Raw genomic sequence first — 15,765 nt, 5'->3', positions numbered from 1 at the left:
TGGCGACTTGGGAAAACCCATTTATATTTGCCCGCTTGGCCACTACACCATCTTGACGAACGATTCCTTTTTCATCTCAACGGACAGCGTCGAAATCCGCTGCTCTGTTTGCCAGCAACGGACCCTCTTTCGTCAGTCCGTGGAAAAACCTCCTGCTGAAACCTCATGTACAGATCACACGACCCTGCTACAGAACGACCACTCATTTTGATCGTGCTCGTGATCTGTCCAACAAGTACGTTCTCAAAGCCTTTGATCCGCTCCATCTCCTGCCGTTGACTGCTTTGAAACGCAGAGCTAAGTTGGACATCCAAGCGGGGCTCCATCACCGGACACGAAACAGGTCGAGTGATGGAGCCATCGGCCATCGGGCCATGCGCTGAGTGTACTGCCAATCAAACCAGAATCTCTGTACGTCACTGGAGTGATGTTAAAATGGAACAAAAGAAAATCTACGAAGTTGCCGTCTACCTGCGCAAAAGTCGCGACGACACCGATGGCGAAGAGGATGTTCTCCTCAAACACGAGACTGCCCTCACCGATTTCGTCAAGAAGAACAACTGGCGATACGTAATTTACCGGGAAATCGGAAGTTCGGACAGCATTGACTTCCGTCCCGAATTCAAGCGCCTCTTAAAAGATGTGGAGAACGATTTTTACGATGCGGTCGTCGTCATGGATTATGATCGATTAAGCCGTGGAGATAAGGAGGATCGCGCTCGCGTCGAGAAAATCCTAAAACTCTCCAATACCCTCGTTGTGACCCCAACCCGAGTGTACGACTTAAACGACGAAGACCAGGAACTCATTACCGACATCGAGGGCGTCTTTGCAAGGTATGAGTATCGGATGATCAAAAAACGGTTCCAGCGCGGCAAGAAGATTGGTGCTCGTCTCGGTCACTGGACGAACGGTCCTGCCCCCTTCCCCTACCTCTATAATTCGGAGGCTCGCAGTCTCGAGCCCGATCCTGAAAAACTGGACATTTATAATTTCATCAAACAACGTTTGCTTAGTGGTGCCACATGCGCTGCCGTCTGCTGGGAGCTAAACCGCATGGGCGTCCCATCCCCCAAGGGGAAGTTGTGGCAGGAAAGCGTACTGTATCGATTGGCTTTAAATGAAGTTCACCTCGGACGTATCGTGTATGGCAAGACCAGTGGCGGATTACACAAGAATCGCAAGACGGCACCGTTTCGGGTAAATCCACGTGAAAACTGGGTCATCGTTGAGAACGCTCACCCTGCGGTGAAGACGCCGGAGGAACATGCTGAGATCCTGAAACTGTTGGAGCAACGCCGAATTCAATCCAAGCGAACCAGACACGGCACCTACGTGTACTCCGGTCTTGTGTACTGCGGCAAATGCGGCTCCTCCCGGCAGTTTCAACCGAAAGATAACGGTACCTTGCTGGTGAAGAAGTGCCAGAAAATCGACCCGTACGGGAACCGCTGCGGCAACCCCGGTGCGGATCTTGTGCATATTGAGTTGGCCGTGATGGAGAGCCTTCGCGACTATGAGGAGGAAATCCGCTCGAAACCGATTCAAACATCGGATTCTCCAGACATGACCCCACAAATGGTACTGAAGTTAAAGGAAACGGAACTCGAGACGCTGCACGAAGGTTTAAACCGTCTGAAGGACATATATGTATCTGGAGACTTGACCAAACAGGAATATCGGACACGTCTGGGCCACCAAAAGGACCTGATCATGAAAAAAGAAAACGACATTCAGCAATTGAAGGAGACACTGCAGGTCGGTGGCCCGATATCGGACCAGGATCGGCTACAGCGAATTGAACAACTGCAGGAGGTGTGGAAACAACTCGACTGCATGCCCGAGGAGAAGAACCGGTTGCTCAAACAGATTATTGAGCGGATCGAGTATGTGAGGGACAATTATCGCATTGATGTGAGGGTCAAATTCCGTTGAATAGATGAGTAGTATTCCTATGATATGGTATGATTAAACTGGGATAGGTGATAATCATGGAGCTACTCAAGCCCAGCGTCGACTTCGTTTTTAAACGCATATTCGGCATCGAGGAAAATAAGGACATTTTGCTCGATTTTCTTAATGCAGTCTTTGAGTCCGCCAATGAACCCGGCGTGACGGAGATTGAAATTCTCAACCCGTATCTCGACAAGACAACAGTCTATGATAAGATGTCCGTCCTTGACATCAAGGCCCGGACAGCCAGCGGAACGCTGATTAATATCGAGATTCAGCTTCGAGATCAGCAAGATATGGAGAAGCGTTCGCTCTACTACTGGGCGCGAATGTATGGGAGCCAGTTGGTGCAGGGGGAGATTTATCGGAGTCTCTGCCGCACGGTAACCATCAACATCCTTGGTTTCAATTACATCGACAATGACCGTTACCACAACACGTTTCATCTGCGGGAAGACAGTACCGGTCTCATCCTGACGAATGACATCGAAATCCATATGATTGAACTTCAGAAACTACGCGAAATCGCGGTGGGTCAACAACGAAAGTTGGTGCGCTGGACGCTGTTCTTGTTGGGACCTGGGCAAGAAAGAATGGAGGAACTTGCGATGGAGGAACCGGCAATTAAAAAAGCATTGACCACGCTGGAATTTTTGAGTCAGGATCGGGAGGCACGTGAACTATACGAAGCACGGCAAAAGGCGATTCATGACTGGAACTCGAACATCCATGGAGCACGAGAAGATGGAAGAGAAAAAGGCGAACGATTCAAGGCTATAGAAGTCGCCCAGAACATGCTGTCGGAGGGAATGGAAGTCGAGTTAGTCGCTCGATTAACAGGACTTACACATGAAGAGATCAATGGATTGCGCAAAGAAATGCCTCACTAATACAATTTATGTAGGGACTCAATGAGGCAACCTTATGCGTCAATCGTGCGACTCGGCCTGGCGGACCGTTGAGAGACTTGACTTAGTAGTTCATACAAAAGTTCCTCTTCCGTATAAAGAGGAAATCCACGCCTTGACGCTGATAGAGGGCAATGCAATCCCCGTAATAACACTAAGAAGGTTCTTAGTCAGGGATAATGTAAAGTTGATTTCTGTGGTTCACCGACATCGATATGTTCAACCAGATACACCGGGCATCATCATTACGAACTAAACTTGATTTAGGAATTCCGTAGACGACCACTTTTGTTCCCGCTGTAATGCTTTCCAATGGAATTCTATTAACCACATAAAGCTTTACCATAGGAATGCGTTTGTACCCATCACTGCTTGGTTGAACACTTATCGTTTTCAACTGTATCATTCCGGTTTTACGGCTGTTGGACGGAATCTGGATTGTTCTTACTTCCCCTTCGATGCAGATTGGGTAACTGTGATTATTAACTCGTTCGTAGCACCGGAGCAGATTTTCGCGCTCAAAATAAAAATCAGCCCATCGAATAGTATCTCCTCGAAATTGAATTTTGACATATTGAGCGATGTCGCGTTCCAGTTCTATCTATGAGCGCAACTCCATAACTTTCCTTGCAGTTGACAAATATGCTGTTAATCTACCTTTGGTTGTGTAAGTAGTCTCGACTTGCCCACGAGTGTTTGAACCACTCTGTGCTGGAGCACCAACTAACTCGCCTTCCCTTGCTAAAGCACCCAATAGAAGATGTAACCTGAATTTATACTTACCATCCGCTATGCTCTGCATCATGTCGTCGGCCTTACGAGCAATGATTTTAACTTGTTCCCCCACATTGTACTGGCAATCATCACTATGAGGACTGTCGCTGCCGGAAACAAGGGCGAAATGTGATGGAACGGTTATTTCGCTATCTTCACCTTTATTGTAGGAATGAACAAACTTCAACCGTGCCATACAATTTTCGGAGCTACAATATAAATTACTCGTGAGTTCAGAAGCTTTCACCTTCTCGGCCTCATCTACACGTATAACACAGTTTTGAGGTTTATAATAAGCCTCCGACATCTTTATCCCCATTTTACCGACCTCTCTTCTCTTAGGCGACAACGCATCACTTTGAACGCCTACGCCGTTGATTTCCCTGCCACTTGCCCCACTTCTCCAGCCTATGTACAAGCGTTGCCCCGTGCCAAAACTCGATATGCCTATCTTGTGCTTCTTTGCGTGCCTGAGGTGAAACGTCAGACGATGTGACAAGCATTGCATATAGACAAGAAGGTTTCGTGTTCAGACGTGCCGAGTGCAGTTCACGGATGATATTTGGCCCGACGTGACGACGATCAGCCCAGTGTTTCGCTTGAACAGCAGTACGCTCTTTCGTGCGCTTGTTAGTAATGACCAAATCGACCCCGCCATCATTACCGCCGATTCCGGGTTCTTCAACATCGTAACCGTGATCACGGAAGTAAAGAGCCAAAAGTCGTTCAAATTCAGCCCATGTGAGCTTTTCAATGGGACTGAGAAGAATTTCAACGTCCGGACGTTTTGCAGAGGAAGTTCGAGTGTTTGATTGGTCTTTCTTCTTTTGGTTGGAACCTCGCGACCTTGAGGACTTACGTTTCTTGGTGGGGGTGATTGCATTTACGACTATTGCAAGTACGAAAACAGCCCCGAGTTCCAAATATAAACTATGTGGCAGAGTAAGATTCATAGATGACAACTCCCGACAAATTTCGATTGGAAGATACTTCTGCGTAACTCTACATGAATCCTCTTCCAAGTTATCTTTTATGAGCACACACCCGTGCGAATGACAACCACTATCGTCGAACACAGTTCGCCTCATTTGCCCTGTTTTCTCTTTTACCGTGCCACCGCTCCCAAAATTCCCCGCGCGAAATGGCGTTTGGGAGGTCTGTTCGGATTACTACAAAAACAAGGAATCCACGAACTGAACCTTCCCATTTTTTAGCTGAACAAATAGATAACATAGCCGAGATAGGTGGCTGGTGACCACATGATTCGATTGATTAAACCTTAAGAAGCCTTCTTCCCGGCGGCATGCCTTACCAAATGACCTAGCATGACCAAAATGAAGAACCAAATCTATGAGACGGATACACAGGCCGTACAAAAGAAAATTAATCTGAACGAGAAGGGTTGACTTGAACACAGTTGTGTACGTTGATGTAAAATTTCGACTCGAACAGAAAAGCCGACTGAGCCGAAGTAGATTCATTGGGTATTCACTACTTCGACTTAGTTTGAATTCAAAGCAGCATATTCCAATGAATTAGGATTCCTTTATTTACGAACGTACGTTCTCATGATAAGATCACTTTAAATAAATCCGGGGGCTGAGTTCATGAAAGACACCGAATTAGAAAAAATCCTAGCAATAACTGAAGTTGTTCAGAAGAGTGCTAATGAATTACTTAGTAATGGATTGAGAGAAACAACGTTTACATGCCCGATATGCTCAGCAACGGTTCATGTGCTACTTGATTATTGCTGCGGCGTCGTAGCTGATTGCGATACCCCCGATTGTTTGCATATGCACATGAATCTCGGATTGAACTTTGATGAGTGCGGAAATGGAAGCCACTAATTTCAGAATGGTTATCGATAAATGCATATCTATCCCGTACGGTCAGGAAATGATCCGAGTATTACCTGTGGCTCGTTCAATTTTTGCCGATGGGAAGATGGAGATTGAAAGTTACGCAGTGACTTTGTTTAAAAGAAGTGGTGAAACTCAGATTCTCGAAGGATGCAATGCCCTTGATGACGCGAATGTTGCGGCGCATCGTTGGTCAGAAGACGACAGTACTGAGAACTTTATGGTCGAATTCGACATTCAATCGTAGTTACGGATTTAGGCCGAGTGGCATTACAAAAAGAATTCGGAAATTCTGTTGACAAGTTAGCAATAGAGTAAGGGTACTTAGTCATGGGAGAGTAGTCTACCTCAAAGGTTCAGCAACGGTTTTGGCAGAATGACAACCCAAAGCGTAATCAGATTTTGCTTGTCCGTAGCAGCTACCGACACCTCTAGATATGAATTCCGTGGCGAAATGCCATAACCCTGAGGCAGAGGAATTCACAAAACCCAGGCGTGTATGTGCTGCCTGGGTAATCCCGCCAACCTACCAAAATCTATTTGCGACTGAACTGATAAGTCTGAAATCGTCATACCCTTTCTTCTTCTCAGTTCTGTTAACGAGATTTGACCGCATTAGAATCTCCTACATTTTCATGGAAGTAAAGTTAAGGTTCGACTCTTGCTCCACACGCCTACTTCCTTCATCACTACACTTAAAATGTCACCCGACTGAAAGAAGGGACCAAAAATCCCCGTCATAGTATAATTGCCATATCGCTCCTAAACGTCTTCATATGATTGAATGATGAGTTATGAGAACGAAGTGAACTCTAAAACTTTATAAAATGAGGGATATCATGACGATACTTGCAAACTTCATTGGAATTAATCAATATGCAGATATCCACATCAGCGATTTAACAGGCGCACGGAGAGACGCGACAGCTCTTTGGGCACTTTTTAAGGACACCGTTCCAGAAATACAGGCAAAACTCTTAGTTGATAGTGACGCCACGATTGACAATGTTCGTGAAAGTCTGAACCAGACGCTTAAGTCGGCGCGGTCAGACGACACAGTTATCATTTCATTCTCAGGTCATGGTACACATGATCACCGACTTGTTACTCATAACACCACTGTGTCAGATCTCACCGAGACCACTATTTCCATGGAAGAAATCGCCGATTGCTTTAAAGAAACACAAGCGAAGATTGTATTCATCATTCTGGATTGCTGCTTCAGTGGAGGCGCTCCGGCACGTGTCCTTGAAAGCAGCCCCATTCCACGCGGCCCGGTTCCCCCTCTTAATATTCTTGCAGGCACAGGACGGATACTTCTTGCCGCTGCCAACACGGATGAATTTGCATATGAACTTCCTGGCACCGGTCACGGCCTATTAACGAAGGCTGTCTTGGATGTTTTACAAGCTGCGAGTATCCAAGTCAATATTTCAGAAGCTGTGAACGACATCATGGAACGAGTGAGAGCTGATGCTGGTAAAATTGGGGTCGAACAGACACCAGTAATGTTGGGATACGTTGAAGGTGGGCTCCTTTTACCGGCACTATGTAGAGGTGAAAATTTTTATCGTGAATTTCCCGAGACCCGTGCTGTCATAGTTAACCGCGATATCAAGGATTTGTCCGTCTTTGGACTCCCTGACGCTATTCTGAGCGAATGGTCCAGGAATTTTGAAGGTGGATTGAATGATTTACAGTTACAAGCCGTAAACGAATATCGAATCTTGGATGGAGAATCCCTTCTTGTTGTTGCACCAACGAGTTCAGGAAAAACCTTTGTTGGGGAAATGGCAGCTTCAGCCGCGATCACCAAAGGTCGTAAAGCCTTATTTCTACTCCCCTATAGAGCATTGGTCAACGAGAAATACAATCAGTTCTCAAAGCTCTACGGTGATGGGCTTGGATTACGAGTCATAAGGTGTACTGGAGACTATACTGATCAAACGGATCTCTTTATTCAAAGCAAGTACGATCTGGCGACACTCACCTATGAAATGTTCCTGAACCTTATCGTAAACATACCAACCATTCTTAATCAAATCGGTCTCGTGGTGCTTGATGAAGCACAATTTATAGCCGATCCGTCACGTGGGATTAACGTTGAATTGCTGCTTACCTTTCTCCTCTCGGCTCGTGAACAAGGAATTAATCCGCAAATTATAGCTTTATCCGCCGTAATTGGAAATATCAACAGTTTTGATGCTTGGCTGAATTGCAAGAGTCTGGTGACTACTGAACGGCCAGTGAAACTGATTGAAGGAGTACTCGATCGTAGTGGGATATTCCAGTACTTAAATCCCGATGGGACTACTGGAACGAAGCAGTTACTACCATTTGGAACCGTGAGAATTCGCCGGGACAAGCCCAGTTCCCAAGACCTGATTATTCCCTTGGTTCGGACACTCATTCAAAACAATGACAACGAGAAAATCATTATCTTCCGGAATAGACGCGGTTCTGCCGAGGGGTGCGCCCAGTATCTCGCGACAGATCTGGATTTATATTTGAAATCAGTTCGGCCATCGGCAGAACTGCCAGTTCATGACCTTTCCGTTGCATCCGCTAAGCTACGAAATTGTTTGAATGGCGGGACAGCATTTCATAATACAAACCTTTCACGAGATGAAAGAATTATTGTTGAAGATACGTTTCGTGATCCCAATAGCACTTTAAGAATTTTGACAGCTACAACAACCGTTGCAGCTGGGATAAATACTCCCGCGTCCACCGTAATTATTGCTGAACAAGAATTTGTCGGCGACGATGGACGTCCCTTCACTGTAGCGGAGTATAAAAACATGGCTGGTCGAGCTGGGCGACTAGGATTTAATGAAGAGGGAACATCTATCATTCTGGCAGACAACGCCCACCAACGAGAACTTCGATTTCATCAATATGTCATGGGGAAATTAGAAGAACTGAACTCGTCGTTCGACGTTGGCCATCTGGAGACATGGATAATTCGATTATTGGCACAAACAAAACGAATAGAACTAAACAGTGTTGTTCGTTTATTGTTGAACACATACGGCGGTTATCTGGCAAATTCTAAGCTGCCACAGTGGCGGACCGCGATGGAACAAAACCTTGATGCACTCTTGAAGAAAATGATTGCGCTAGGGCTGGTGGAACAAGAGGCGGAATTTGTTCAGCTCACACTACTTGGTCGCGCCTGCGGTAACTCATCTCTATCCTTCTCTTCTGCACTAAAATTGGTTGAGTTACTGAAGTCCTTTATGGGAATTGCCCTTAGTGCAACGGATATAATGGCATTGGTACAAACCCTTCCAGAGTCAGACAATGGATATACGCCTATGATGAAAAGGGGCCAATCAGAAGCAAAATGGCCGTCTATTGCGGCAGGAAGATACTCGCATACAATAGTCCAAGCACTTCAACGAAATGCCCAAGACTTTTTTGATTACTACGCAAGATGCAAACGGGTAGCAATACTTCGAGATTGGATTGACGGCGTACCTACAAACGTGATTGAACAACGTTATACCACGAATCCGTTTAGTGGAGTTATCACGCATGGGGACATTCGCAAATTCGCAGACGCCACGCGCTACCATCTTCGTTCGGCGTATCAAATTGCGTCGTTAACACTTTTTGATGGAATCCCTGCCGCTGACGATGTGGAGAGCCTTACAAAGCAGTTAGAAGTCGGCTTACCGGCCTCAGTACTTGATCTATTGGGACTTCCAATCTTATTGGCACGTGGGGAATATCTGGCACTGTCCCAGACCAATATTAAAACCATCGAGGAATTATGGTCGGTTCCCGTGGATCATCTGAATGAAATCCTTGCCCCCAAACGGGTCAATGAACTGCTTAAATATCGACGGTCTCTGCCATCTGACGAGGATTGAATTTTGTAGTACGAAATTAGACCGACCTTTACCATTTCGGGTTTTCATCCATATGCCGACAATTGATGTTGGTTCTTGAGGAGGCGTTTCTGTGGCGTTCAAATCGCGATATAAAGGCAAATCCATCATTGATAGTCCCGAAGCACTCTTCAACGATCTGAAAAACCGTTCCGTGCAAGGTCTTCTCTCACACCAAGCGGACATTCTACGTGATTATCAGGAACATGCCTTCAATAAGAAGGACGTTGCACTTGAACTTCCGACTGGAAGCGGAAAAACCCTAATCGGTCTTCTCATCGGTGAATTCAGACGCCGTGCCAATAATGAACGAATTGTATACCTTTGCCTTACTCGACAGCTTGTGCACCAGGTGGTTGAACAATCTGCCTCCAAATACGGAATAAAAACCAATGCATTCGTTGGAAGACAGGCTTCATACGATCCTACAGCGCGTAGCGAGTATTCCAACAGTGAGGCCATTGCTGTCACGACCTATAACGGTCTATTCAATATAAATCCCGTATTTTACAATCCGGACGTAATTATTTTGGACGATGCTCATGCGGCCGAGAACTATGTAACTCGTTTTTGGTCCGTGAGTATTTCCCGTTCGGAACAGGAAACTCTATACAAACAAATTCTAAGCGTAATCCGACACATAATTCCCCGGTCACAATATATTCGCATGGAGTCGGACAATCCTAGTCCATCGGATCGTCAATGGGTGGAGAAAGTTCCAACGCCAAAGTTTTTCGATATCATTCCGACACTCATCGCTTTACTCGACGAACATACGCAAAGCGAAAATATGCGATTTGCTTGGTCACTGATTCGCGACCAATTATCAGCGTGCCATTTGTACCTGAGTTGGAATGAAGTTTTAATTCGCCCGCTACTGCCGCCGTCACTTGTACACGAACCCTTTAATGGGGCATCACAACGGATTTATATGTCCGCCACCCTCGGGTCCGGTGGCGATCTAGAGCGCATCACTGGCGTTCAGACGATACACAGGTTAGCCGCTCCGAAAGGATGGGATAAACATGGTATTGGCCGACGCTTGTTTTTCTTTCCGGAAGTATCACTAACGGAAGACAAAGCGGAGGAAGTCGTCATCGAAATGACAAGACATACGCTCCGAACGCTGGTTCTTGTTCCGGATTTCAATTCAGCAAATTCTTTCCGCGATGTCTTGGAGAAGCACACAAAGCACGAAGTTTTCGATGCTTCAGACTTGGAAAAAACCAAAGACGAATTTCTCAAATCCAAAAGCGCTGTTGCAATCTTGGCAAATAGGTTTGAGGGAATTGATCTATTTGGAGATGAATGTCGTCTTCTTGTCGTCAAAGGACTTCCCCGAACAACCAATCTCCATGAGAGGTTTTTGGAAACCCGCATGGCGTCGACTGTAATTTTAAACGATCGCATTCGCACGCGTATCGTTCAAGCGATCGGTCGTTGCACCCGTAGTGCCACCGATTATGCAGCTGTGTGTGTCCTTGGACAAGAACTCACCGACAGTCTGCTTCAATCACAGAACATTAAATTGTTTCACCCAGAACTTCAGGCCGAATTGCAATTTGGCTACGCAGAATCAAAAGTTGCAACTCCTGATGACTACCTTGAGAATCTAGACATCTTTCTAATTCACGGTTCGGACTGGGATGAAGTAGACCAAGAAATTGTGGCTCGGCGTGACGACATGATTAAGTCCCCAGAACCTGCGATGGGCCAACTCCTCGTAGCTGCAAAACACGAAGTTGACTTTCAGTATGCCATGTGGAGAGAGGACTACGTAGGGGCAGTCGAATATGCAAGTCGGGTACTGCAAAGTTTAGACGGAGACGATTTAAAGGGCTATCGAGGGTTTTGGTACTATCTAGCTGGCAGCGCTGCGTGGTTGGCTTCACAAAACGGCGACCCTTCGTTTGCATCTGTTGCAAGGCAACGGTTCAGCCAAGCAGCTTCGTGCACCCATTCGGTTACCTGGTTACGAACGTTAGGACAACACGAAAGCCAAAAACAATCTGCAGGCGATCCTTTTCTGGCTACTGTTATCGAGAATCTTGAGTCAGTTCTTCAGCGCCTTGGTACGTCAAGTGACCGTAAATTTGAAAAGAGAGTGCATGAAATTCTAAATGATTTGAACGGTGACGACTCTGCACTTTTTGAAAACGCACATGTGCAACTAGGAAGAATGTTGGGATATCAGGCTGACAATTCAGACGAAACTGCCGGTCCTGACCCGTGGTGGATCGTTGGTGATGACCTATGCATTGTTGCAGAAGACAAAACCGAAGGTGATCAATCGACACCAGTAGGGGCAAACAAAGTTCGCCAAGCAGTATCTCACCCGACATGGATCCGAAAAAATGTTCAGGAATTGAATCAAGACGCCAGGATCATTTCCGCAATGATTACCACGGCCAAAACAATCAATAAAGCGGCTATGACATTCGTCGAGGACGTGTCGTACTGGCATATCGATGATTTTCGTTCTTGGGCAGAAAAAGCCCTTGGAGTTGTTCGTCAGGCTCGGTTGAGCTTTACCGGTACCGGCGATGAGCAGTGGCGTAGTCAAGCTATGCAAATGTATAGGGATGCGGGAATTGACCCGCTAAGCGTAGTGGCATTTTTGGAACAAAGCTTGTTAAGTAACCTCCCCACCTCGTAATCACGAATGGTGGGGGCACGCCCTAATTCCACTCCATCTTCCTCCCTCAATAATCTTTCATTTTCTCTTGTTTTCTCACTCATTCGCAGTCTTTCACATTTGACGCAGTAGACAGAGTGCTGTCAGACTCTTGTTGTGGGAATCTTCTGGACAAGGGGTGTGCGATTACGTTAGGGGGCTAGCCCCATTTGTTAAATTATGGTCGCACTTTGGATCTCCACAATTACCTTCGCGGCGTACCCTCCCATGTCTCACGGGGTCCCACTTTCGGCCCTTTGCATTCCATCGTTCTGCCTGTCGAAGGGTGGAGGCCAGTTAAGCTCCTAACCAGGGTCGGTGCCCGTATGGTGTGTATCGTACCGGCTTCTCCGTGCTTCATTTGTCAATTGCATAGCTCTGCGTTCGAGTCGTTTAAGAGAATTTAAGCAGCTTGTTGCAATTCAGTGGAACGTATCGGTCCAAGAACCTTTTCAGGTGCATAGTCCACTTCTTTGGTGCCAAGCGTAAATAATACGCGAATCAATTTACAACAGAGTGCAATCAATGATTGCATCGGCTTGAGTGGGTTATCCACACGCCGCGTGAAGTATTTATGTAATGCCTGGAACTGTGGATTCTTTGCTGCTAGCACAAGCGTCGCTCGGTACAGCAGTGCTCTTAATCTGGGGCGTCCACGCTTTGTAATGCGGCTCTTGCCTTTGTGCGTTCCTGAGCTATTTTCCCGCAGGTTAAATCCTGCTAGCTTTTGAATCTGGCGCCAATGTTCATAGGACGACACATCCCCAACTTCCGCAATGAAGCCCGCCACTGTCACTACGCCAATACCTGGTACGGTTAGCATTTGAGCGGCACCTGGAATGCTCTCAAGTAGCTGCTCGATTTTCGTTAACAACTGCCCGAGTTCTTGCTGTAACAGGTCGTATTGCTTCAGCAAGCACGCTAATTCCTCGTGTGCCATGCCAAGTCCCTGTGTCAGCCCAATGGATTGCAAAGAGATATCCACAAGCGCTTGTGCCCGCTTTATGCCCACGCCTCGAAGAATTTTTGCACTTCTCCACATGTGAACAATTTCTTCCGCAGTTTTTACGCTTACGTCCTGTGGACAAGGGCACTGCCGAAGGCAGGTCAACGCCGCTTTTCCTTCCCAGTCACAAAAGACCTCTGTGAACTCAGGAAAGTAGCGGTCTACCCAGTTGTGGACACGTCCTTGTACACGCTTGAGGTCTTCGACCAGGCGCTCTCGTTGATTCATTCCCACACGCAATTCTGCGTAGACGTCTTCGGGAATGTTCGGTACGGAGTAGCGTCCGTCTTTAACCAGTTGTGAAATGACGCGGGCATCTTTATGGTCATTCTTGGTCGGATTATTGTCGTCCAGCTCTTTGCTCTTCTTCACATGCAAGGGATTGACTAAAACCACCTTAATTCCATGTTGACGAAGAAACTGAGCGAGATTCATCCAATAGTGGCCTGTCGGTTCCACACCGAAAATGATGTTGTCACAAGCGTGATCCGCCATGATGGACCGCATCCACATCAGCAACTTATCCATGCCATGCCTGGTGTTGTCAAAGGACAAGGACTTACCAAGTTCGATACCTCGTGCGTTGCTGGCGCGGGCGATGTGAACTTTCTTGGCAATATCTGCGCCAATCACCAAGGTTGAATCTGTGATACTGCGAATTTTCCTGTTCTGCGATATACTCATGTTGTCGTACGACCTCCTGATTTTTCGTGATGGTTTTGTCACCAACCACGTTATCAGGAGTTTTTTATTGCTTCAAACCCCGAATTACTTCATTACAGGAATGCTCCTAGCGTAGAGTAAAGGGCTGGAGTTGCCAGCACCTTCTGCATCAACCGTAAGTGCGGTTTTCCCGCAAACGGAGTTCCGTTGTTCTTCACCTTGCGCCTTATTTTAGCTATGTCCATATCCGCTGATGGTTTTCAGCCTCTTTTTCTAGAAGACGCGCATGATGATGATTTGCGTTGGAGTCACCCGATTATGCTTGAGTTTCTTTCTCCAGTACAGTATCGGTCTCCGAAAGATATACCAGCCCACTTTAAGAATCTGCGACTGACTGTTTTGTCCATCGCAAGATGGCCAATACAAGACGGTATTGTCTGTCCATGGACTGCTACAATATAATGTCCGCAGCCTAAAAGGAAAAGCGTCCCTAGTAATACTGACCTACAGTGTCACCAGGGACGCTCAACAAGCTCAAAGTATGATCATTGTAAAGATTACAAGTTGGTCGAGCAGTCCCCCTGGTGTTTTTCGTTCGGAGTACGAAAGTTATCCCCTGTCCATTTATTTAACTTCGATTTGCCATGCTTACGTCAAAGATGCAGCATTTTCGATAATGCGCCATAACAACAATGGTATAACCAGTTGGTCAAGTCTAAACTTAGATATGACCATTTAGTTCCATATCATTAGGGACGGTCTTTAAATAGTAATCAATGAAGAAGATGTTATAATCATCTTTTTGAATTCTAAGTCCAGATACAGTATGGAGTTCCAAATTGCGCACGATGCTCCGAATCGCTGCAGGTTCATGTAAGTATCTACGAAATCCGCAACTGAAGGTTTACCCCCCGACCACAACCTCAATCCTGGCTCAATTTGTACACTGTTTCTATTTCCAATAATCCTATTGACCATAGGACCAGAGAAAAACCGCAATAAGGCGGAATAATCAGTTATAAGTACTCCATTTCGTTCAAAGGCTGTGAAGCCGAAAATATTCAAACAAACGATTTTCAGTATGTTCTGTTCCGCTGGCGGTGAATCCGGCAAATCTATGTCAGAGCATTTTTTTATTTTGTCCCAATCTCTTTGAACAATTTTGGTTCTCCTATTTACTTGTTCTACTCCGTACATAACCTGTTGTTCCCGTTTAAAATAGTCCTTGTCCGAAAAGGTTCCATATAGTTACTTCATTTCCATTATCACTAAATGGTTTTCGAACATGGCTAGGAAGTCGAATTCCACCGGTTCTTGATCAAAAGCCACAAACTCAAGCTTTTTCCCAACAACCTTGACACCGAGGTCCCGTTCCTTAAGAGCCATCTTCAAATTCCGTTCGAATTCTCGTCCCTTTTGACCAATATCAATGTCAAAACGACTGAGGTAGTTCTCCACAACTCGGGATGGGCGCATTTGAATTATGACTGACGGACAAAAAATTACTTTGCCATCGGCAACGGGGAGTAGCGGTTGAGAAAACATATCAAGGCCACAAGTTATGTCGAAAATAAACAGGTCAAAAATAAAGCGTGCCTCGTTTTCCGGAATATTATGCGCATTTGCAAATGCACTGCTCAATTCGGAAATATCGACAATTGGAGCGAGGTACTTATACTCCTCCCGTTTGGAAAAATTTATTTTACTTATTGCGCTTTGTTGATAGATTGACGCCAGTGTGTACAGGTATCTCATAGCCAGCAATACTTTTGAGATGCGAATTTTATTCGTAGTGATCGTAATTCGACGATAATTTGTAAACAAAGTCTCCTGCATGTTCCTTTCTTCAGAGGTAATTATGCTGTCAATAAACGCACTAGATTTATCCAATTCATGCTTCTTCAATTGGTAGAGAGAATTAATATCACGGAAGTCAAGTTTACTAGCGAGTGCCCCAGGCCCCACGCATCTTTTTCCCAGTTGGTCGACCACGGGGACCATTCGAATGCCAAATAGAACCAGACTTCAGGAT

At 46.0% G+C, this 15,765-nt stretch carries 9 protein-coding genes; 5 read left to right on the top strand and 4 right to left on the bottom strand.

Annotation, left to right across the window (positions count from 1 at the left end; translation table 11 throughout):
- Positions 1 to 435: 435 nt before the first annotated feature.
- On the top strand, positions 436 to 1,935 hold the full coding sequence (locus tag ATW55_RS08930) for a recombinase family protein (protein ID WP_067715915.1): 1,500 nt from the start codon (positions 436 to 438) through the stop codon (positions 1,933 to 1,935).
- A gap of 56 nt (positions 1,936 to 1,991) precedes the next feature.
- Positions 1,992 to 2,843 (top strand): Rpn family recombination-promoting nuclease/putative transposase, encoded by an 852-nt coding sequence (locus tag ATW55_RS08925; protein ID WP_067715911.1) that lies wholly within the window; start codon positions 1,992 to 1,994, stop codon positions 2,841 to 2,843.
- Positions 2,844 to 3,462: 619 nt separating this feature from the next.
- Here the strand turns inward: ATW55_RS08925 and ATW55_RS08920 are convergent.
- Complete coding sequence (locus tag ATW55_RS08920) at positions 3,463 to 3,882, bottom strand: hypothetical protein (protein WP_153005084.1); 420 nt, start codon at positions 3,880 to 3,882, stop codon at positions 3,463 to 3,465.
- Between the two features lie 106 nt (positions 3,883 to 3,988).
- Positions 3,989 to 4,588, bottom strand: a complete 600-nt coding sequence (locus tag ATW55_RS08915) for a restriction endonuclease (protein ID WP_067715904.1) — start codon at positions 4,586 to 4,588, stop codon at positions 3,989 to 3,991.
- An 871-nt stretch (positions 4,589 to 5,459) separates the two neighbouring features.
- On the opposite strand from ATW55_RS08915, the gene ATW55_RS08910 reads away from it, so the two are divergent.
- The 3 genes from ATW55_RS08910 (at position 5,460) to ATW55_RS08900 (ending at position 12,046) form a co-directional block, all read left to right on the top strand.
- Positions 5,460 to 5,744, top strand: coding sequence for a hypothetical protein (locus tag ATW55_RS08910; RefSeq protein WP_153005083.1), 285 nt, complete (start codon positions 5,460 to 5,462; stop codon positions 5,742 to 5,744).
- 592 nt (positions 5,745 to 6,336) lie between these two features.
- Positions 6,337 to 9,372 (top strand): DEAD/DEAH box helicase, encoded by a 3,036-nt coding sequence (locus ATW55_RS08905; RefSeq protein WP_067715896.1) that lies wholly within the window; start codon positions 6,337 to 6,339, stop codon positions 9,370 to 9,372.
- 91 nt (positions 9,373 to 9,463) lie between these two features.
- Complete coding sequence (locus ATW55_RS08900; protein ID WP_067715893.1) at positions 9,464 to 12,046, top strand: DEAD/DEAH box helicase family protein; 2,583 nt, start codon at positions 9,464 to 9,466, stop codon at positions 12,044 to 12,046.
- A 421-nt stretch (positions 12,047 to 12,467) separates the two neighbouring features.
- Here ATW55_RS08900 and ATW55_RS08895 read toward each other — a convergent pair whose 3' ends face one another.
- Together ATW55_RS08895 and ATW55_RS08885 are read right to left on the bottom strand one after the other, a co-directional pair.
- Positions 12,468 to 13,754, bottom strand: a complete 1,287-nt coding sequence (locus ATW55_RS08895; protein ID WP_067715888.1) for an IS110 family transposase — start codon at positions 13,752 to 13,754, stop codon at positions 12,468 to 12,470.
- A 1,227-nt stretch (positions 13,755 to 14,981) separates the two neighbouring features.
- On the bottom strand, positions 14,982 to 15,698 hold the full coding sequence (locus tag ATW55_RS08885) for a hypothetical protein (RefSeq protein ID WP_153005082.1): 717 nt from the start codon (positions 15,696 to 15,698) through the stop codon (positions 14,982 to 14,984).
- Positions 15,699 to 15,765 lie beyond the last annotated feature (67 nt).

The sequence above is a fragment of the Ferroacidibacillus organovorans genome, assembly GCF_001516615.1.
Classification (GTDB): domain Bacteria; phylum Bacillota; class Bacilli; order Alicyclobacillales; family SLC66; genus Ferroacidibacillus; species Ferroacidibacillus ferrooxidans_B.
The sequence above is the reverse complement of the archived record's forward strand: the minus strand, read 5'-3'. Positions and strand labels throughout refer to the sequence as shown.